This is a genomic window from Geodermatophilus sp. SYSU D00684, assembly GCF_054050455.1.
This window is the reverse complement of record NZ_JBJGZI010000019.1, coordinates 66,378-85,307: the sequence shown is the minus strand read 5'-3', so window position 1 is coordinate 85,307 and position 18,930 is coordinate 66,378. Positions and strand designations below refer to the sequence as shown.

Below are 18,930 nucleotides of genomic sequence, written 5' to 3'. Positions count from 1 at the left end.
GTGAACGCCGGACACGAGCCGACCGGAGGACCTGATCCCGCATGGCACCGTTCACCGACCTGCTCGACTGGCTGGCCGGCCGCGGCCTGGAGATCGTGCTGATCATCCTGGGCTCGGTCCTGGTGGCTCGGTTCGTCAGCTGGGTGGGCGACCGGATCACCAGCCGCATCGACGCCCGCTCCACCGGCGGGGACGTGCTGGTCCGCTCCGAGGCGGCCAAGCACCGGCACTCGCTCACCCAGGTCGTCACCTGGACGCTCATCGTGATGGTCTACGCGGTGGCGGCGTTCTACGTGCTCGACCGCCTCGGCGTGCCGGTCACCGGCCTGGTCGCCCCGGCCACCGTGCTCGGCGTGGGGCTCGGCTTCGGCGCGCAGCGGATCGTCGGCGACGTCCTGGCCGGGTTCTTCCTCATCACCGAGCGGCAGTACGGCTTCGGGGACGTCGTCTCGATCCAGGTGGTCGGCGGCGGCGACCCGGCCGACGGCACCGTCGAGGACGTCACGCTGCGGATCACCCGGCTGCGCTCGGCCGACGGCGAGGTGGTCACCATCCCGAACGGGCAGATCGTCAAGGTGGTCAACCTGTCCCGCGACTGGGCGCGCGCGGTGGTCGACGTCCCGGTGCCGACGACGGCCGACGTCACGCGGGTCAACGAGATCCTCCGCGAGGTGGGCCGGCAGGCCTTCGCCGACGACACCCTGCGCCGCCTGCTGCTCGACGAGCCGAGCGTGATGGGCGTCGAGAGCATCGACCTCGAGCAGGTCAACGTGCGGGTGGTCGCCCGCACGCTGCCCGGCCGGCAGTTCGAGGTGAGCCGCGACCTGCGCGCCCGGATCGTGCTGGCCTTCGGCCACGCCGGCCTCAACGTCACCCCCGAGCCGGCACCCGCGCCGGCGCCCGCCCCGGCCCGGCAGGGAGCGCAGCAGTGACCGTCCCCGGCGCCCCGCGCCCCGAGGAGACCGGCGGCGGCGACCCCGCCGGCCGCGGCCGCTTCGGCCTGTCGAACGTCCTCCGCCGCTCGCCCGGGCACATCGGCCGGGCGCGCACCTCCACGCTGGTGCTGGTCGTGCTCTTCGTGGGCCTGGGCGTGCTCTACCTGTACGTGAAGCCGCCGGACCCGGCGACCGTCCCGGCCGGCGGCACGACGTCGGTCACCACCCCGGCGCCCGCGCCGGAGACCACGGCACCCCCGACGACTCCCGAGCCGGGACCGACGACGACCGGGCCCGAGCCCGAGCCGACGACGGAGCCCGAGGAGACGGCGCCGCCGCCCGCTCCCACCACCACCGCGCCGGCTCCCCCCACCCTCCCGACGACGACCACCCCGCGGACGACCGAGCCCGCGACGGAGACGCCGACGACGCAGCAGCCCCCGTCCCCCGCCGAGGAACCCCCGCCGACGACGGGCAGCACCCCTCCCACCTGACGCGGCGCGTGGACAGCGCATGTGAACGGCCGTTAACGTCGTGGGTGGAGATCCCACACAGGAGGCAGAACATGGCGGTGGCCGCGCCGGAGTCGTCGCGCGCCGGGCACGAGGACCTGGTCGCCGAGCTGCGCGAGCGGCTCGCCCGGCGCGCGCTCGGCGGTTCCGAGGCCGCCCGCGCCCGGCACGTCGAGCGCGGCAAGCTGCTCCCCCGCGACCGGGTCGCGCACCTGCTCGACCCCGGCAGCCCGTTCCTCGAGCTCTCGCCGCTGGCCGCCGAGGACATGTACGACGGCGACTCCCCGGGCGCCGGGATCATCACCGGCATCGGCCGCGTCGCCGGCCGCCCGTGCGTCGTCGTCGCCAACGACGCCACGGTCAAGGGCGGCACCTACTACCCGGTGACGGTGAAGAAGCACCTGCGGGCGCAGGAGGTGGCGCTGCAGAACCGGCTGCCGTGCGTCTACCTCGTCGACTCCGGCGGCGCGTTCCTGCCGATGCAGGACGAGGTCTTCCCCGACCGGGAGCACTTCGGCCGGATCTTCTTCAACCAGGCCACGATGAGCGCGCGCGGCATCCCGCAGGTGGCCGCCGTCCTCGGCTCCTGCACCGCCGGCGGCGCGTACGTGCCGGCGATGGCCGACGAGTCGGTGATCGTCCGCGAGCAGGGCACGATCTTCCTGGGCGGGCCGCCGCTGGTGAAGGCGGCCACCGGCGAGGTGGTCAGCGCCGAGGACCTCGGCGGCGGCGACCTGCACAGCCGCGTCTCCGGCGTCACCGACCACCTGGCCGACGACGACGAGCACGCGCTGGAGATCGTCCGCGGCATCGTCTCCACGCTGGCCCCGCCCGCGCCGCCGGCCTGGGAGGTGGCCCCGCCGCGGGACGCCGTCCGCCCGCAGACCGACCTCTACGACCTGGTGCCGGTCGACCCCCGCACGCCCTACGACGTCCGCGACGTCATCACCACGCTGGTCGACGGCGGCGAGCACCAGGAGTTCAAGGCCCTCTACGGGCCCACCCTGGTGACCACCTTCGCCCGGCTGCACGGGCACCCGGTCGGCATCGTCGCCAACAACGGCGTGCTGTTCGGGGAGTCCGCGCTCAAGGGCGCGCACTTCGTCCAGCTCTGCGACCAGCGGCGCATCCCGCTGCTGTTCCTGCAGAACATCACCGGCTTCATGGTCGGCCGCGACTACGAGGCCGGCGGCATCGCCAAGCACGGCGCCAAGATGGTCACCGCCGTCGCCTGCGCCCGGGTGCCCAAGCTGACCGTCGTCATCGGCGGGTCCTACGGCGCCGGCAACTACTCGATGTGCGGCCGGGCCTACTCCCCCCGCTTCCTGTGGATGTGGCCCAACGCGCGCATCTCGGTGATGGGCGGCGAGCAGGCCGCCTCGGTGCTGGCCACCGTCCGCCGGGACGGGCTGGCCGCCCGCGGCACCGACTGGCCCGCGGAGGAGGAAGAGGCGTTCAAGGCGCCGATCCGCGGCCAGTACGAGGCCCAGGGCAACCCCTACTACTCGACGGCGCGGCTGTGGGACGACGGCGTCCTCGACCCTGCCGACACCCGCACCGTCCTCGGCCTGGCGCTGTCCGCGTGCGCGCAGGCCCCCCTCGACGACGTCGCCTACGGCGTCTTCCGGATGTGAGCAGCAGCGTGTTCGACACCGTCCTCGTCGCCAACCGGGGCGAGATCGCCGTCCGCGTCGTCCGGACGCTGCGCCGGCTGGGCATCCGCTCGGTCGCCGTCTACAGCGACGCCGACGCCGGCGCCCCGCACGTCCGCGCCGCCGACGTCGCCTACCGGCTCGGCCCCGCCCCGGCCGCGGAGAGCTACCTGTCGGTGGAGCGGGTCGTCGAGGCGTGCCTCGCCACCGGCGCGCAGGCCGTGCACCCCGGCTACGGCTTCCTCTCGGAGAACCCGGCCCTGGCCGCCGCGCTGGCCGAGGCCGGCGTCGTGTTCGTCGGCCCGCCGGCCGAGGCGATCCGGGTGATGGGCGACAAGATCACCGCCAAGAAGACGGTGGTCGCCTCGGGCGTGCCGGTCGTCCCCGGCATCGCCGAGCCCGGCCTCACCGACGACGACCTGGTGGCCGCCGCTCCCGGCATCGGCTTCCCCGTGCTGGTCAAGCCCTCGGCGGGCGGCGGCGGCAAGGGCATGCGGGTGGTCGAGGACGCCGCCGGCCTGCCCGCGGCACTGGCGTCGGCCCGCCGGGAGGCCCGCGCGGCGTTCGGCGACGACACGCTGTTCCTCGAGCGCTTCGTGCAGCGGCCGCGGCACGTCGAGGTGCAGGTGCTCGCCGACGCGCACGGCGCGGTCGTCCACCTGGGCGAGCGCGAGTGCAGCCTGCAGCGGCGGCACCAGAAGGTCGTCGAGGAGGCGCCGTCGCCGCTGCTGGACACCGCCACCCGCGAGCGGATCGGCGCGGCGGCCTGCGCCACCGCGCGCAGCGTCGGCTACACCGGCGCGGGCACCGTGGAGTTCATCGTCTCCGCCGACCGGCCCGACGAGTTCTTCTTCATGGAGATGAACACCCGGCTGCAGGTCGAGCACCCGGTCACCGAGCTGGTCACCGGCCTGGACCTGGTCGAGCAGCAGCTCCGGGTGGCCGCCGGGGAGCCGCTGTCCTTCGCCCAGGACGACGTCGCGCTGACCGGCTGGGCGGTCGAGGCGCGGGTCTACGCCGAGGACCCGGCCCGCGGCTTCCTGCCCACCGGCGGGCGGGTGCTGGCCCTGGCCGAACCCGAGGGCGCCCGCGTGGACTCCGGCATCGCCGCCGGCACCCTCGTCGGCTCGGACTACGACCCGATGCTGGCCAAGGTGGTCGCCGCGGGCCCCGACCGCGCCACCGCGCTGGCCGCGCTGGACCGGGCGCTCGCGGAGACCGCGGTGCTCGGCGTGACCACCAACGTCGGGTTCGTGCGGTCGCTGCTCGCCGAGCCCGCCGTCCGCGCCGGGGACCTGGACACCGCGCTGCTCGACCGGTTCGCCGCCGCGTGGGAGCCGCCCGCCGTCCCCGACGACGCCGTCCTCGCCGCCGCCGCGCACGTGTGGCTGACCGCCTGGGCCGCCGCCGACCCGGCCGACCCGTGGAGCGCGCCCACCGGCTTCCGCGCCGGCGCGCCGTCGGCCCCGTTCGTCGTCCGGCTGGAGACCGGCGGGCGGCAGCGGACGGTGACGCTCACCGGCACGCCCGCCGCCGCACGCGCCGGCCTCGACGGCGCCGACGCCGGCCCGCTGAGCTGCGCGCCCGAGGACGGCGGCCTGGCGCTGGTCCGCGACGGCGTGCGGTCGCACTGCCGGGTGGCCGAGGACGGCGACGCGCTGTTCGTGCACGCCGGCGGCGCCGACTGGGCACTGCGGCGGGCCCGGCGGCTGGTGCTGCGCCCGGACGCCGCCGCGCACGCCCCCGAGCTGACCAGCCCGATGCCCGGCACGGTGATCGCCACCCCGGCGTCCCACGGTCAGGAGGTCGGCGCGGGCGACCCGGTGGTCGTCGTCGAGGCGATGAAGATGGAGCACACGCTGCGCGCCCCGGCCGACGGCGTCGTCGACCTGCTGGTCGCCCCCGGCGACCGCGTCGCGCTGGACCAGGTGCTGGCCCGGCTGACCCCCGCCTGAGCCGCGGGGCGCAGGATGCCCGGCATGGTGCTGGGGCTGCGTCGACCGGTCGTGCAGGCGCCGATGGCCGGGGGGCCGTCGACCGTGGAACTGGCCGCGGCGGTGTCCGACGCCGGCGGCCTGGGCTTCCTCGCCGCCGGCTACCGGACGCCGGAGGCGGTGCGCGAGGAGGTCCGCGCCGTCCGGGCGCGGACGCAGGAGCGGTTCGGCGTCAACGTCTTCGTCCCCGGGCCGCCCGCCGACGAGGGCGCCCTGCGCCGCTACGCCGAGCGGCTGCGGCCCGAGGCGCGGCGGTGGGGCGTGGACCTCGGCGAGCCCCGCGCCGACGACGACGCGTGGGAGGCCAAGGTCGCGGTCCTCGCCGAGGAGCGGGTGCCGGTGGTGTCGTTCACCTTCGGCCTGCCCCGGCCGGACATGGTCGCCACGCTGCACGACGCCGACACCATCGTGCTGGTCACCGTCACCTCGCCGGAGGACGCCGTGGCCGCCCGCGACGCCGGCGCGGACGCGCTGGTGGTGCAGGGCGTCGAGGCCGGCGGCCACCGCGGCGGCCTCCGCGACGAGGACGGGGCGGGCGAGTACGGGCTGCTGCCGCTGCTGCGGCTGGTCGCCCGGGCGGTGGACCTGCCGATGGTCGCCGCCGGCGGGATCGTCGACGGCCCCGCGGTGGCCGCGGTGCTCGTCGCCGGGGCGGAGGCCGCGCAGCTGGGCACGGCGTTCCTGCTGTGCCCCGAGGCGGGGACCGGCGCCGCGCACCGGGCGGCGCTGGGCGGCAACCGGCCGACGGCGCTCACCCGCGCGTTCAGCGGCCGGCGCGCCCGCGGGCTGGTCAACCGCTTCCTCGCCGAGCACAGCGCCGCCGCCCCGGCGGCCTACCCGCAGGTCCACCACCTGACGACGCCGCTGCGCGCGGCGGCGCGGCAGGCCGGCGACCCGGAGGCGGTGAGCATGTGGGCCGGGCAGGCGTACGCGCTGGCCGAGGCGCTGCCCGCCGGGGAGCTCGTCGCCCGCCTCGCCGACGACGCCGCGGCCGCCCTCGCCTCCCCCCGGCCCGGCGCCTCCTGACCGGGCGCTAGGGTTCCGCGCAGGCTCACGAGAGGCAGCGACAAGTACCTGGCTGGCTGCCCGGCAACCTCTCCTCCGTCCGAGGTGCTCCCAGGGGAAGAGCCGGCCGCGCGGCGCCCGCCGCGCGGCAAGACGGAGCCCTCCGTGCGCCGCGGGGTCTCCGCGAGCGAGAGGAGACGGCGCCGTGCCCGACCAGCAGAGCTGGAGCTTCGAGACCCGGCAGATCCACGCCGGGACCAGCCCCGACCCCACCACCGGGGCCCGCGCCCTGCCGATCTACGCGACCACCAGCTACCAGTTCCGCGACACCCAGCACGCCGCCGACCTGTTCGCGCTGGCCGAGATGGGCAACATCTACACGCGGATCATGAACCCCACGCAGGACGCGCTCGAGCAGCGCGTGGCCTCCCTCGAGGGCGGCGTCGCCGCGCTCGCGGTGGCCAGCGGCCAGGCCGCCGAGACCCTGGCGATCCTCAACGTCGCCGAGGCCGGCAGCCACGTCGTCGCCTCGGCGTCGCTGTACGGCGGCACGTACAACCTGCTGCACCACTCGCTGCCCAAGCTCGGCGTCGAGGTGTCCTTCGTCGAGGACCCGGACGACCCGGAGAACTGGCAGTCGCTGGTCCGCGAGAACACCAAGGCGTTCTACGGGGAGTCGATCGGCAACCCGAAGGGCGACGTCCTCGACATCTCCGCGGTGTCGGAGGTGGCGCACCGCAACGGCGTGCCGCTGATCGTCGACAACACCATCGCCACGCCGTACCTCGTGCGCCCGCTCGAGCACGGCGCCGACGTCGTCGTCCACTCGGCCACCAAGTACCTCGGCGGCCACGGCACCGCGATCGCCGGGGTCATCGTCGACGGCGGCAACTTCGACTGGACCCGCGGCCGGTTCCCGGGCTTCACCACGCCGGACCCGACCTACCACGGCGTCGTCTACGCCGACCTGGGCGCACCGGCCTACGCGCTCAAGGCCCGGGTGCAGCTGCTGCGCGACCTCGGCCCGGCGATCAGCCCGTTCAACGCCTGGCTGGTCGTGCAGGGCATCGAGACGCTGTCGCTGCGCATGGAGCGGCACGTGGCCAACGCCCAGCGGGTGGCCGAGTTCCTCGAGGCGCACGACGAGGTGGAGTCGGTGCACTACGCCGGCCTGCCGTCCTCGCCGTGGCACGCCGCCCAGCAGCGCTACGCCCCGCGCGGCGCCGGCGCGGTGCTGGCGTTCGAGATCCGCGGCGGCGTCGAGGCGGGCAAGCGCTTCGTCGAGGCGCTGGAGCTGCACAGCCACGTGGCCAACATCGGCGACGTCCGCAGCCTGGTCATCCACCCGGCGTCGACGACGCACTCGCAGCTAACGCCGGAGGAGCAGCGGACCACCGGCGTCACGCCCGGCCTGGTGCGCCTGGCCGCCGGCCTGGAGGGGATCGAGGACATCCTCGCCGACCTCGAGGCCGGGTTCCGCGCCGCGAAGGGCGCCTGACGTGGGCGGGGTGCGGGACCTCCCGGGGTCCCGCACCCCGCCGCGGACCGGCGGGTGGCGCGACGGCGACCCCGCCGGGGACCGGCTGTTCCTCGACCTGGACGGACCGGTCCGGCTCGAACGCGGCGGGGTGCTGCCCGGCGTCCGGGTGGCCTACGAGACCTGGGGCACGCTCGCCCCCGACGGCGGCAACGCGGTGCTGGTCGAGCACGCGCTCACCGGCGACAGCCACGTCACCGGCCCGGCGGGGCCCGGCCACCCGACGCCGGGCTGGTGGGCGTCGCTGGTCGGGCCGGGCGCGGCGCTGGACACCGACCGGTTCTTCGTCGTCTGCGCCAACGTGCTCGGCGGGTGCCAGGGGACGACCGGGCCGTCGTCGACCGCGCCCGACGGCCGGCCGTGGGGCGCGCGGTTCCCCGAGGTGACCGTCGGCGACCAGGTGCTGGTCGAGGCGGCGCTCGCGGACACGCTCGGCATCGGCCGCTGGGCCGCCGTCGTCGGCGGGTCGATGGGCGGGATGCGGGCGCTGGAGTGGGCGGTCGCGCTGCCCGACCGGGTGGCCGGGCTGTTCTTCCTCGCCTCGGGCGCGGCGGCCACCGCCGACCAGATCGGCACCCAGACCACCCAGCAGGCCGCGATCCGTGCCGACCCCGTCGCCGGGCTCGGCGTCGCCCGGCGGATCGCGCACCTGACCTACCGAAGCGCGTTCGAGCTGGAGGAGCGGTTCGGCGCGGCCGTGCAGGCCGACGGCCGGTTCGCCGTCGCCTCCTACCTGGACCACCACGCCGACAAGCTCACCCGCCGGTTCGACGCCGGCAGCTACCTGGCGCTCACCGAGGCGATGAACACCTGGGACGTCGGCCGCGGCCGGGGCGGGGTGGAGGCGGCGCTGGCCCGGGTGACCGCGCGGGCGGTGGTGGCCGGCGTCGACTCCGACCGGCTCTACCCGCTGGAGCTGCAGCAGCGGGTGGCCGACGCGCTCGGGGTGCCGCTGCGGGTGGTGTCCTCGCCGTACGGGCACGACGGCTTCCTCATCGAGGCCGGCCCCGTCGGCGCGCTCCTCCGCGAACTGCTCGACGCCTGACGGGGCCGGGGTCCCGGAGCCGGGGTCCCGGGGCCCCGGTCCGCCGGGACCCCGGCCTCCCGAGAGACTGGGCCCGTGGACGACGACCTCGACGCCCTGCGGCTGGCCTGCGACCGCGCCCTGACCGGGCACGGGGTGCAGCGCGCCGCCGACCTGCTGGCCACCATCCCGGCGGACACCGCGCTGGACCGGTACGGCGCGGGCGGCGTCGTCGGGGAGCTGGAGGCGGAGGTCGCGCAGCTGCTGGACAAGCCGGCCGCCGTCTACCTGCCCAGCGGGACGATGGCCCAGCAGGCGGTGCTGCGGGTGCACGCCGGGCGCAGCCGCCGGTCCACCGTCGTCGGACACCCCGAGTGCCACCTGTTCCGGCACGAGGGCGGCGCGCTGGCGCGGCTGCAGGGCCTGGTCGAGCGCCCGGTCGGCGACCGGCACCGCATGCTGCTGCGCGCCGACCTCGACGACGTCGCCGAGCCGCCGGCCGCGCTGGTGGTGGAGCTGCCGCAGCGGGACCTGGGCGGGCCGCTGCCGCCGTGGGACGACGTCGTGGAGCAGGCCGCGTGGGCGCACGACGTGCACTCGGTGGCCCACCTCGACGGCGCCCGGCTGTGGGAGGCCGCCGCCGGCTACGGGATGTCCCCGGCCGGCGTGGCGGCGCCGTTCGACACCGTCTACGTCAGCTTCTACAAGGGGATCGGCGCGCTGGCCGGGTGCTGCGTGGCCGGGCCCGCGGACGTCGTCGCCGAGGTCCGGGAGTGGCGCGGGCGGATGGGTGGCACGCTGTTCGGCCTGTGGCCGGGCGCGGCCTCGGCGCTGACCTGCCTGCGCCGCCGGCTGCCGCTGTTCCCCGCCTACCTCGAGCGGGCGCGGGAGGTCGCCGACACCGTCCGCGGCCTGCCCGGCGTGCGGGTGGTGCCCGACCCGCCGCAGACGCCGATGCTGCACCTGCTGCTGTCGACCACGCCGGAGGCCTTCGGGGCCGCGGTCCGCGCGCTGGCGCAGGAGGGGCTGTGGACCTGGATGCAGGCCGCGGTCACCGGCGACCCGGGCGTGGTGCGCGTGGAGCTGCCCGTGGGCGACGCCACGCTGGCGCTGTCCCTGGACGAGGTCCGTGACGCCGTCGCCCGCCTCGCCGGCGCTCTCTGAGGTGACGTGATGGAACGGCCACCCTTCAGGGGCCCGCGCCGAGCGTGCGAGGCGTGGGGGGAAGGGTGGTCCTTCGTCAGTCGGCGGCGTCGCCGGGGGTGTAGCCGGCCGGGGGCAGCGGACGGCGCACCACCGGCCGCACCTTCCGCGCCGCGTCCAGCCGCTCGGTGTAGCTGGCCGCGTTGAGCCGGATGTGCGTGAGGTCGTCGTCGGTGGTCGGCCGCAGCACCTTCGCCGGGACGCCGGCCACCAGCGACCCCGGCGGCACGACCGTGCCCTGGGTGACGACGGCGCCCGCGGCCACGATCGACCCCGCGCCGATGTGCGCGCCGTTCATGACGATGCTGCCCATGCCGACCAGCACGTCGTCGTCGACGCGGGCGCCGTGCAGCACCACCCGGTGCCCCACGGTGACGCCGCGGCCGAGGACCAGCGGGAAGCCGGGGTCGGAGTGCAGCGTGCTGCCGTCCTGCACGTTCGAGCCCTCGCCGATCTCGATGACCTCGGCGTCGGCCCGGGCGACCGCGCCGTACCAGATGCTGGAGCGCGGCCCCATGGTGACCGCGCCGACCACCACCGCCGTCGGCGCGACGAAGGCCTCGTCGTCGATGGCCGGGGCGCCGAAGGGCAGTTCCGCGATGTAGTTGTCCGCCACGGCGTCCACCCCAGCACACCCGGAGCCCCCTCGGCGCGGGCAGGATCACCCCGTGCCCGCTTCCCTGCCGCCGCTGCCCACCACGGTCGTCGGGAGCCTGCCCCAGCCCGGGTGGCTCATCGACCACGAGCGCCTGGCGCACCAGTTCCCGCCCCGGGTGCGCGCCCGGGAGCTGTGGCGGCCGGCGCCGGAACTGCTCGAGGAGGCGCAGGACGACGCGACGCTGCTGGCGGTGCGCGCCCAGGAGGCGGCCGGCCTGGACCTGGTCGGCGACGGCGAGCAGCGGCGGGAGTCCTACTCCAACCACTTCGCCACCGCGCTCGCCGGCGTCGACGTCGACACCCCCGGCACGGTGCTCAACCGCTCCGGGCAGCCGATCCCGGTGCCGCGGGTGGTCGGCGAGCTCCGCCGCCGCGGCCCGATCCAGGCGCGCGACGTGCGCTTCCTCCGCGCCGCCACCGACCGGCCGGTCAAGATCACGCTGCCCGGCCCGTTCACCATGGCCCAGCAGGCCGCCGACGAGCACTACGGCGACGACCGGGCGCTGGCGCTGGCCTACGCCGACGTCGTCCGCGAGGAGATCGCCGACCTGTTCGCCGCGGGCGCCGACGTCGTGCAGATCGACGAGCCGTGGCTGCAGGCCCGGCCGGAGGTGGCCCGCCGGTACGGCGCCGAGGCGGTGACCCGCGCGGTGGAGGGCGCGCCCGGCCCGGTGCACCTGCACCTGTGCTTCGGCTACGCGGCCATGGTGAGCGAGCGCCCGGAGGGCTACTCGTTCCTGCCCGAGCTGGCCGACACCCCGGTCGACACGGTGTCGGTGGAGACGGCGCAGTCGCACCTGGACCCCACGCAGCTGCGGCCGCTGCGCGGCAAGGGCATCGCGCTCGGCGTCCTGGACCTGTCCACCCCGGAGGTGGAGACGCCGGAGGTGGTGGCCGACCGCGTCCGGCGGGCCCTCGACGACGTCGACGTCGACCGGCTGGTCCTCACCTCCGACTGCGGCCTCAAGTACCTGCCGCGGACCTCCGCCGAGGGCAAGATGCGGTCGCTCGCGCAGGCGGCGGAGGTGCTGCGGGGCGAGCTGGGATGACGCTGCCGACCGACCTCCCGGTGCTGGCCTTCCCCGACCAGGCGGCGTTCGAGGCGTGGCTGGAGGCCGAGCACGCCACCGCGCCGGGCATCTACGTGAAGCTGGCGAAGAAGGGCGCGGGCGTGCCGTCGCTGACCCGCGACGAGATGGTCGAGTCGCTGCTGTGCTTCGGCTGGATCGACGGCCGCAGCAACAGCGTGGACGAGCACTGGTACCTGACCCGGGTCACGCCGCGGCGGCCGCGCAGCGTGTGGTCGCAGAAGAACGTCGGCATCGTCGCCGACCTCGTCGCGGCCGGCCGGATGCGCCCGGCCGGCCTGGCGCAGGTGGAGGCGGCGCAGGCCGACGGCCGCTGGGACCGCGCCTACGCGGGCCCGGCCACCATCACCGTCCCCGACGACCTCGCCGCGGCGCTGGCCGCCGAGCCCGCCGCGCAGGAGGCGTTCGCGGGGCTCGACGGCACCAACCGCTACGCCGTCCTCTGGCGGGTGCACACCGCCGCGAGCCCGGCCACGCGGGCGAAGCGGATCGCAGCGCTGGTCACGATGCTGGCGGAGGGACGACGGTTGCACTGAGCGGGTCGGCGTCCTCGGGGGCGACACCGGGGCGCTCGCGCCAGAAGCGGGCGTCGCGCCACCGCCACAGCAGCATGAGCACGATCCCGGCGACCATGATCCCGACGCCGATCACCAGCGGCGGGCCCAGACCGAGCCAGGCCTGGCCGGTGTAGCTGTTCCCCGGGTCGGCGAGGTCGCGCACCGAGAGCGCCAGCAGCCAGCCGAGCATCGCCGCCCCGACCAGCGGGCCGACGCCGAGGAGCAGCGCGTCGCGCACGCTGCGGGCCAGCCGGCGGCGGAAGTACCAGGCGCAGGCCAGGCCGGTGAGCGCGTAGTACAGAGCGATCAGCAGCGACAGCGCGGTGATCGAGTCGAACAGCGCGTTCTCGCTGACCAGGTGCACGCCCACGTACCAGGCGATCGCCACGCCGGCGACCCACCAGGTGGACACGTCCGGCGTCCGGAACCGCTCGGACACCGACCCGAACCGCGCCGGCAGCGCCGCCCGCCGCGCCATCGACAGGCCGGTGCGCGAGGCCGGGATGATCGTCGTCTGCGTGGAGGCGATCGCCGAGGTGGCGACGGCGGCCAGCACCACCCAGTCCCAGCCGCCCAGCGCCTGCGTGGACAGCAGCGCGAAGACCGCCTCCTCCTCGTCGGCGTTGCCCGCCAGCCAGGAGGTCCCGGCGAAGGAGACGACGGCGACCGCGACGCCGACGTAGGTGAGCAGCAGGACCACCGTGGCCAGCACGCCGGCCCGGCCGGGGGCGACCCGCGAGTCGGTGGTCTCCTCGGTCAGGTTGACCGCCGACTCCCAGCCCCAGTAGGCGAAGACGCCGAGCAGGAGGCCGCCGGTGAGCGCGGCGCCGCCGGCGCCGAAGGGGTCCAGCCAGTCCCAGGACGGCGTCAGCCCGCCGAACGGCGAGTCGCCCCGCACGCCGCGGACGACCGCGACGACGGCGAACACCAGCAGCGCCGCGGTCTGGGCGAGGATCAGCCCGTTCTGCAGCCGGGCGGAGATCTCGGTGCCGAGCACGCAGATCGCCGACATGACGACGACCAGCAGCACGCTCAGCGCGACGACCGCGGGCGTGGAGTCGGCCAGGGCGTCCAGGCCGAGCATGAGCAGGGTGAACCGGACGCCGACCTCGGCCAGCGACCCGACCACCAGGACGCCGGTCATCGTGATCGCCCAGCCGCCGATCCAGCCCGCCGTCGGGCCGAAGGCGCGGGTCACCCAGGAGAACGTGGTCCCGCAGTCGGGGTCGGCACGGTTGAGCGCCGCGAACGCCCCGGCGATGAGCAGCATCGGGACGAACGACGCGAGCATCACCCCGGGGGCGTGCACCCCGACCAGGGCGACGACGGGACCGATGACCGCCGCCAGCGAGTAGGCCGGCGACGTCGCGGCCAGGCCGATGACCAGCGAGTCGAGGAAGCCGATGGCCTCGGGCCGCAGGGCGGGTTCCTCACGCGGCAGTGCCCGGGTCACGGCAGGCAACGGTACGGCCCGCCGCGGGGTCAGCGCGCGCGGCGGGCGTCAGGCGACGCGGACGGCGCCGCGGTAGCCGGACTGGTCGACGCTGGTCACCGCGACCGGCTGGCCGTAGGTGCGCGCGTGCACCATCTTGCCGTCGCCGATGTAGAGGCCGACGTGGCTGACCGGCGAGTAGAAGTAGACGATGTCGCCGGGCATGAGGTCCGCCCGCGCCACCGGCGTCCCCAGCGTCGACTGCGCCTTGCTCGAGTGCGGCAGCGCGATGCCGGCGGCGGCGTAGGCGTAGGAGGTCAGCCCGGAGCAGTCGAAGCCGTCGGGCCCCGAGGCGCCCCACACGTAGGGGTCGCCGATCTGGGCCAGCGCCGTCTGCACCGCGATCGCGGCGGCGGGGCCGGGGGCGGCGGCCGCGGCGGCGGCCGCCGACGGCGCGTCGAGGACCGGGCCGGCCAGCGCGGTGGTGACGCGGGTCTGCTCGGCGGCCGTCAGCCGCTCGAAGTCGGCCTCGTACGCGTCGGCCTGCGCCCGGACCTGCGCCTGCTGGTCGTGCAGGGCGGTCAGCGCGGCGGTGGCCTCGGCGGCCGCGGCGTCGGCGGCGGCCCGGGCCTGCTCGGCCGCGGCCTGGGCGGCGGCCACCTCGGTGAGGACGCCGTCGGTGTGCTCGGCGATGAGGTCGATCATGGTCATCTGGGCGACGAGGTCGTCGGCGGAGTCGCTGCCCAGGAAGGCGGCCACGCGGGACCGGGTGGTGCCGGTGTAACCGCTCTGCGCGATGGCGCGGATGGCCGGGGCGTACTGGGTGAGCGTCGCCTCGGCGGTGTCGGCGGCCGCGTCGGCGGCGGTAGCGGCCTGCTGCTGCGCAGCGACCGCGAGCTCGGCCTGGTGCACCTGCTCGTCGAGGGCGGTCAGCTGCCGGCCGGCCTCCTCGACCAGTTGCGCGGCCTCCGCGGCGGTGGCCGGCGGCGTGCCGGGCTCGGCGGAGGCCGACGAGGGGGCGAGCACGAGGGCCACCAGGCCGGTGGCGGCGACGACCGCACCCGTCCAGCGCCGTCCCGTCGTCCGGTTGCGCTGCACGATCGGCCTCCCCCTGCCGCCTCCCGGCGGCGCTCCCCCTGGTCTCGTCGGTACGGACCGTAGGGAGATCGTCAGCGGAGCGTGTGCAGGGCGCGCGGTGCCCGGGGCGGGCGTGACCTCCTGCGCCCCGTCCGCCCCACCCGTCCCGGCCGTTCCACGACCGGGCCGGTCCTGTCAGGGGGAGGTGCTGCGGCGGCGGTCGGGGGCGAGCGGGACCAGCGCGTCGGACACCGCACCGGTGACGAGGGAGTAGAGGGTCTTGCCGGCGACGTCGACGACGCGGTCCTGCCGCGACCAGGTCCACGGCGGGTCGCCGACGCCGGTGGCGTTCTCCAGCGTCTGGTCGGTGGCCAGCCGGATGGAGGCGTGCCAGACCGAGGCGCGCCAGCCGCGCAGGCCGCTGGCCGACCAGATCCCCCGCAGTGCACCGACGGCGGCGCCGGTGCCCCAGTGCATGAGGTGGTTGCGCACGAACGGCCGCTCGGACCCGGGCGGGCGGCGCCGGGTGGCCAGCGCGGTGAGCGTGCGGGCCGGCACGTAGGAGTCCGGCCGGCCGGTCACCTGCTGTTCGGCCTTCGTGGCCAGGGTCATCGCCGCGGTGCCGGCCAGGCCGGCCAGGGCTCCGCGCGCAGCCGCTCGTCCCAGCACGGGGTGCGCATACCCCGCGGGGCGGGCGCCGAACGGCGCCCGCCCCGCGGGGTCGGTCTGGCTGCGGCCCCACCGTCAGCCGGCGAGCGGCTCCTCGGCGTCGAGCCCGGCGACGCGCTGCAGGTCCCGCAGGACGGCGGACAGCTCGTCGGCGGTCCACGGCTCGCAGCAGTCGCAGCCGTCCTCGTCGAAGCAGCGCAGGCCCAGCGTGCCGCCGGCCTGGTCCTCGTCGATGGCGAGGTGCCCGCCCATCGGCGAACGGTGGCAGGCACAGGCGGAGGCGCACAGCCCGATGCCCCACCCGGAGACGACGATCGTGCGGCCGTCGTCCCAGATCTTGCCCACCTGGAACACCGAGGGCTTCTGGTTGCGGGTCATGGCGTGCTCCCCTCGACGCCCCCGGGGAAGCGGGGGCTCTCTGCGGTCCGCCGGAAAAATATCCGGGATCCGTGTTTGAGGGCAGCAGCCGAGCGGTACAGGTGTTCAGTTTCACTCCTGCCGTCACAGCCGTCCCACGAGCCCCCGTGCGGGCCCGCCCTCCTGGGGCGCTGCGGGACCCCGGCAGCACGCGGGACACCGCACGAGCCGACGGCGACGCGCGGTGCCGGCGTTCCTCGCGCGGTGCGGGTCCTGCAGCGCCGTCAGTGCACGAGGACCGCCCGCGAAGGACGCGGCGCCTAGCTGGCCGGGGAGACCGAGCTCATGTTGAAGTCCGGCACGCGCACCGGCGGCATCGCGGCGCGGGTGAACCAGTCGTTCCACTCGCGCGGCAGGGTCCGCCCGGTGCGCCCGACCTCGCCGATCCGCGCCAGCAGGTCCACCGGCGACTCGTTCCACCGGAAGTTGTTCACCGCGCCGGTCACCTCGCCGCCCTCGACGAGGAACACGCCGTCGCGGGTCAGGCCGGTGAGCAGCAGCGTCTGCGGGTCGACCTCGCGGATGTACCAGAGCGTGGTCAGCAGCAGCCCGCGGTCGGTGGCGGCGACCATGTCCTCCAGGGACGCCGTCGCGCCGGGCTGCTCCAGGATCAGGTTGTCGACGGCGGCCACCGCGGGCGCGGTCGTCTTCAGCGCCCAGGCCCGCGGCCGGATCAGGTTGGTGAGGACGCCGTCGCGGATCCAGTCGACGGCGGGCGTCGCCATCCCGTTGTCGAACACGCTGGCCGAGCCGGACGAGGTGCTCACCACCTGGAACGGCGCCGTCTCCAGCCCCGGGGCGTGCGGGTCGCTGCGCAGGGTCAGCGGGAGCTGGGCCAGCCGGTCGCCGATCCGGTTGCCGCCGCCGGCCTTCGCGTAGACGTTGCGGCCCTCGTCCGCGTCGCGCGCCTCCATCGTCCAGTAGGCGTAGATCATCAGGTCGCTCACGGCCGACGGCGGCAGCAGCGTCTCGTACCGCCCGGCCGGCAGCCCGACCCGCCGCTGCGACCAGCCGAGCTTGCGCTGCACGTCGGCGGCGAGGTCGGCCACCGACACGTCGCGGAAGTCGCGGGTGCCGACGCCGGACCACACCGACCGCGAGAAGTCGGTGCTCTTGCCGTTGAGCTCCACCCGGCCGCTGGGCTGGTCGGTGCGCAGCCGCAGGCCGGTGGAGGTGCCCACGTACGTCGTCGTCAGGGCGTGCTCGGCGTAGCCGAACAGCAGGTCGCCGCGGTCGCGGGCGGCCCCGAACGCCTCCCCGAGCGCCGGCGCGAACTCGGCGAACACCTCGATCGAGGTCTCGGCCGGCTCGGCGTCCCAGTCCCCCGCGCCCGGCGGCGTCTCGGCGATCAGCGGCACCGCGTCCTCGGCCGGGCCGGCGTCGCGGGCGGCCTGCTCGCTGGCGGCGACCAGCTCGGCGACGTCCGGCGTGCCGGTCCGTGCGACCGTGCCGGTGGCCATCCCCGCCCCGCCGTCGACGAACGACACCACGACGACCTGGCGGGAGCGCATCGCCCCGTTGGTCGTCAGGCTGTTCGACGCCCACCGCAGGTTGGCCTCGGTGCTCTCGACGACGTAGGCGACGCAGCCGTCGGCGGTCGAGGCGGCCAGCGCCTTCTCGACCAGCTGCTGCGCGGTCAGCTGGCTCATCGCCCGCCCTCCTGGACCGTGTTGAGGATGGTGACGCCCTCGAAGAGCGCGGCCGGGCAGCCGTGGCTGACCGGCGCGACCTGCCCGGGCTGGGCCTTGCCGCAGTTGAACGCGCCGCCGAGGCGGTAGGTGGAGGGCCCGCCGACGGCGCGCATCGAGCCCCAGAAGTCCGTCGTCGTGGCCTGGTAGGCGACGTCGCGCAGCTGCCCGGCCAGCCGCCCGCCCTCGATCCGGTAGAAGCGCTGGCCGGTGAACTGGAAGTTGTAGCGCTGCATGTCGATCGACCAGCTCTTGTCGCCGACGACGTAGATGCCGCGCTCGACCCCGCCGATCAGCCCCGCGAGGTCGGGCCCGTCGGCGGCCGGCTGCAGCGACACGTTGGCCATCCGCTGCACCGGCACGTGCCGCGGCGAGTCGGCGAACGAGCAGCCGTTGGACCGGGCCATCCCGCCGAGCCGGGCGGTGTTGCGGTCGACCTGGTAGCCGACCAGCACGCCGTCGCGGACGATGTCCCACCGCTGGGCCTCGACGCCCTCGTCGTCCCAGCCGATGCTCGACAGCCCGTGCTCGACCGTCCGGTCGCCGGTGACGTGCATGAGCTCCGAGCCGTAGCGCAGGCTGCCCAGCCCGTCGACGGTGGCGAAGGACGTGCCGGCGTAGGCGGCCTCGTAGCCCAGCGCCCGGTCCAGCTCGGTGGCGTGCCCGACCGACTCGTGGATGGTCAGCCACAGGTTGGACGGGTCGACGACGAGGTCGTAGCGGCCCGGCTCCACCGACGGCGCCTTGGTCTTCTCCCGCAGCAGGTCGGGGATCTGCGCGAGCTCGGCGTCCCAGTCGAAGGAGTCCCCGGTGAGGTACTCCCAGCCGCGGCCCACCGGCGGGGCGAGGGTCCGCATGCTCTCGAACGCGCCCGTGGTGCGGTCGACGGTGAGCGCGGTGAACTCCGGGGTGATGCGCACCCGCTGCTGGCGGGTGCGGGTGCCGTTGGTGTCGGCGTAGTACTTCTGCTCCTTGACGTGCATGCAGCTCGACTGCACGTGCTCGACGCCGTCGGCGGCCAGCAGCCGCTCGGACAGCTCGGTGAGCAGCGCGGTCTTCTCGGCGTCGGGGACCTCGAAGGGGTCGACCTCGTACGAGGACACCCACGAGCCCTCGTGCTGCGGCTCGGGGGCGAGCTCGACCCGGTCGGTGGCCAGCGCCGCGGACACCTGCGCGACGGCGACCGCCTGCTCGGCCAGCCGCACCGCCTCGGCCGCGGTGAGGACGACGCCCGCGGCGAAGCCCCAGGTGCCCTCGTGCACCACGCGGACGGCCAGGCCGAGGTCCTCGCCGTCGGCCAGCGCCTCCAGCCGCGCGTCGCGCAGGCTGATCGACTGGGTGCGGATGCGCTCCACCCGGATGTCGGCGTGCTCGCAGCCGAGGTCGACCGCTCGGGTCAGCGCCGCCTCGGTGAGCGCGGACAGGGGCAGGGCGAGGAAGGACTCGTCGACGTCCCGGGACGACACCACCGCCCCTGTCTACC

At 75.8% G+C, this 18,930-nt stretch carries 17 protein-coding genes and 1 riboswitch; of the genes, 10 read left to right on the top strand and 7 right to left on the bottom strand.

Annotated features, from left to right (window positions below):
• The first annotated feature begins 41 nt into the window (after positions 1 to 41).
• The 8 genes from ACI79L_RS15215 (at position 42) to ACI79L_RS15180 (ending at position 9,823) form a co-directional block, all read left to right on the top strand.
• Positions 42 to 932, top strand: a complete 891-nt coding sequence (locus ACI79L_RS15215) for a mechanosensitive ion channel family protein (RefSeq protein WP_456937610.1) — start codon at positions 42 to 44, stop codon at positions 930 to 932.
• The gene (locus ACI79L_RS15210) at positions 929 to 1,429 is read left to right on the top strand and encodes a hypothetical protein (protein ID WP_456937609.1); all 501 of its coding nucleotides are present in this window, start codon (positions 929 to 931) and stop codon (positions 1,427 to 1,429) included. The genes ACI79L_RS15215 and ACI79L_RS15210 overlap by 4 nt, the downstream gene beginning before the upstream one ends.
• Positions 1,430 to 1,500: 71 nt before the next feature.
• On the top strand, positions 1,501 to 3,081 hold the full coding sequence (locus ACI79L_RS15205) for a carboxyl transferase domain-containing protein (RefSeq protein ID WP_456937608.1): 1,581 nt from the start codon (positions 1,501 to 1,503) through the stop codon (positions 3,079 to 3,081).
• On the top strand, positions 3,078 to 5,054 hold the full coding sequence (locus ACI79L_RS15200) for an acetyl/propionyl/methylcrotonyl-CoA carboxylase subunit alpha (RefSeq protein WP_456937607.1): 1,977 nt from the start codon (positions 3,078 to 3,080) through the stop codon (positions 5,052 to 5,054). The genes ACI79L_RS15205 and ACI79L_RS15200 overlap by 4 nt, the downstream gene beginning before the upstream one ends.
• 24 nt (positions 5,055 to 5,078) lie before the next feature.
• Positions 5,079 to 6,119 (top strand): NAD(P)H-dependent flavin oxidoreductase, encoded by a 1,041-nt coding sequence (locus tag ACI79L_RS15195; protein WP_456937606.1) that lies wholly within the window; start codon positions 5,079 to 5,081, stop codon positions 6,117 to 6,119.
• Positions 6,120 to 6,142: 23 nt separating this feature from the next.
• Positions 6,143 to 6,259, top strand: a riboswitch (SAM riboswitch).
• Between the two features lie 44 nt (positions 6,260 to 6,303).
• Positions 6,304 to 7,596, top strand: a complete 1,293-nt coding sequence (locus tag ACI79L_RS15190) for a bifunctional o-acetylhomoserine/o-acetylserine sulfhydrylase (RefSeq protein WP_456937605.1) — start codon at positions 6,304 to 6,306, stop codon at positions 7,594 to 7,596.
• Positions 7,597 to 7,606: 10 nt separating this feature from the next.
• Positions 7,607 to 8,680, top strand: a complete 1,074-nt coding sequence (gene metX, locus ACI79L_RS15185; protein ID WP_456937604.1) for a homoserine O-acetyltransferase MetX — start codon at positions 7,607 to 7,609, stop codon at positions 8,678 to 8,680.
• A gap of 75 nt (positions 8,681 to 8,755) precedes the next feature.
• On the top strand, positions 8,756 to 9,823 hold the full coding sequence (locus ACI79L_RS15180) for a threonine aldolase family protein (protein ID WP_456937603.1): 1,068 nt from the start codon (positions 8,756 to 8,758) through the stop codon (positions 9,821 to 9,823).
• A gap of 76 nt (positions 9,824 to 9,899) precedes the next feature.
• On the opposite strand, the gene ACI79L_RS15175 is transcribed toward ACI79L_RS15180, so the two are convergent.
• Positions 9,900 to 10,487: a gamma carbonic anhydrase family protein gene (locus ACI79L_RS15175; protein ID WP_456937602.1), complete on the bottom strand. Its 588-nt coding sequence runs from the start codon at positions 10,485 to 10,487 to the stop codon at positions 9,900 to 9,902.
• Positions 10,488 to 10,530: 43 nt separating this feature from the next.
• On the opposite strand from ACI79L_RS15175, the gene ACI79L_RS15170 reads away from it, so the two are divergent.
• Positions 10,531 to 11,568 (top strand): uroporphyrinogen decarboxylase family protein, encoded by a 1,038-nt coding sequence (locus ACI79L_RS15170; protein ID WP_456937601.1) that lies wholly within the window; start codon positions 10,531 to 10,533, stop codon positions 11,566 to 11,568.
• Positions 11,565 to 12,143, top strand: coding sequence for a YdeI/OmpD-associated family protein (locus ACI79L_RS15165; RefSeq protein ID WP_456937600.1), 579 nt, complete (start codon positions 11,565 to 11,567; stop codon positions 12,141 to 12,143). The genes ACI79L_RS15170 and ACI79L_RS15165 overlap by 4 nt, the downstream gene beginning before the upstream one ends.
• Here the strand turns inward: ACI79L_RS15165 and ACI79L_RS15160 are convergent.
• From ACI79L_RS15160 to ACI79L_RS15135, 6 genes are all read right to left on the bottom strand, one after another.
• Complete coding sequence (locus ACI79L_RS15160; RefSeq protein ID WP_456937599.1) at positions 12,109 to 13,617, bottom strand: APC family permease; 1,509 nt, start codon at positions 13,615 to 13,617, stop codon at positions 12,109 to 12,111. The two genes, ACI79L_RS15165 and ACI79L_RS15160, sit on opposite strands and share 35 nt — an antisense overlap.
• Before the next feature lie 48 nt (positions 13,618 to 13,665).
• On the bottom strand, positions 13,666 to 14,694 hold the full coding sequence (locus ACI79L_RS15155; protein ID WP_456937598.1) for a C40 family peptidase: 1,029 nt from the start codon (positions 14,692 to 14,694) through the stop codon (positions 13,666 to 13,668).
• Between the two features lie 174 nt (positions 14,695 to 14,868).
• Positions 14,869 to 15,342: a hypothetical protein gene (locus ACI79L_RS15150; RefSeq protein WP_456937597.1), complete on the bottom strand. Its 474-nt coding sequence runs from the start codon at positions 15,340 to 15,342 to the stop codon at positions 14,869 to 14,871.
• Between the two features lie 75 nt (positions 15,343 to 15,417).
• Entirely contained in the window at positions 15,418 to 15,720 is a 303-nt protein-coding gene (locus tag ACI79L_RS15145) for a hypothetical protein (protein ID WP_387992366.1), read from the bottom strand.
• A gap of 299 nt (positions 15,721 to 16,019) precedes the next feature.
• Positions 16,020 to 17,408, bottom strand: a complete 1,389-nt coding sequence (locus ACI79L_RS15140; protein ID WP_456937596.1) for a metallopeptidase TldD-related protein — start codon at positions 17,406 to 17,408, stop codon at positions 16,020 to 16,022.
• Positions 17,405 to 18,916, bottom strand: coding sequence for a TldD/PmbA family protein (locus ACI79L_RS15135; RefSeq protein ID WP_456937595.1), 1,512 nt, complete (start codon positions 18,914 to 18,916; stop codon positions 17,405 to 17,407). The genes ACI79L_RS15140 and ACI79L_RS15135 overlap by 4 nt, the downstream gene beginning before the upstream one ends.
• Positions 18,917 to 18,930: the final 14 nt, after the last annotated feature.

Coding starts and splice junctions, on each gene's coding strand:
- ACI79L_RS15215 (WP_456937610.1), top strand. CDS start 42: ATGGCACCGTTCACCGACCTGCTCGACTGGCTGGCCGGCCGCGGCCTG.
- ACI79L_RS15205 (WP_456937608.1), top strand. CDS start 1,501: ATGGCGGTGGCCGCGCCGGAGTCGTCGCGCGCCGGGCACGAGGACCTG.
- ACI79L_RS15195 (WP_456937606.1), top strand. CDS start 5,079: ATGGTGCTGGGGCTGCGTCGACCGGTCGTGCAGGCGCCGATGGCCGGG.
- ACI79L_RS15165 (WP_456937600.1), top strand. CDS start 11,565: ATGACGCTGCCGACCGACCTCCCGGTGCTGGCCTTCCCCGACCAGGCG.
- ACI79L_RS15145 (WP_387992366.1), bottom strand. CDS start 15,720: ATGACCCGCAACCAGAAGCCCTCGGTGTTCCAGGTGGGCAAGATCTGG.
- ACI79L_RS15140 (WP_456937596.1), bottom strand. CDS start 17,408: ATGAGCCAGCTGACCGCGCAGCAGCTGGTCGAGAAGGCGCTGGCCGCC.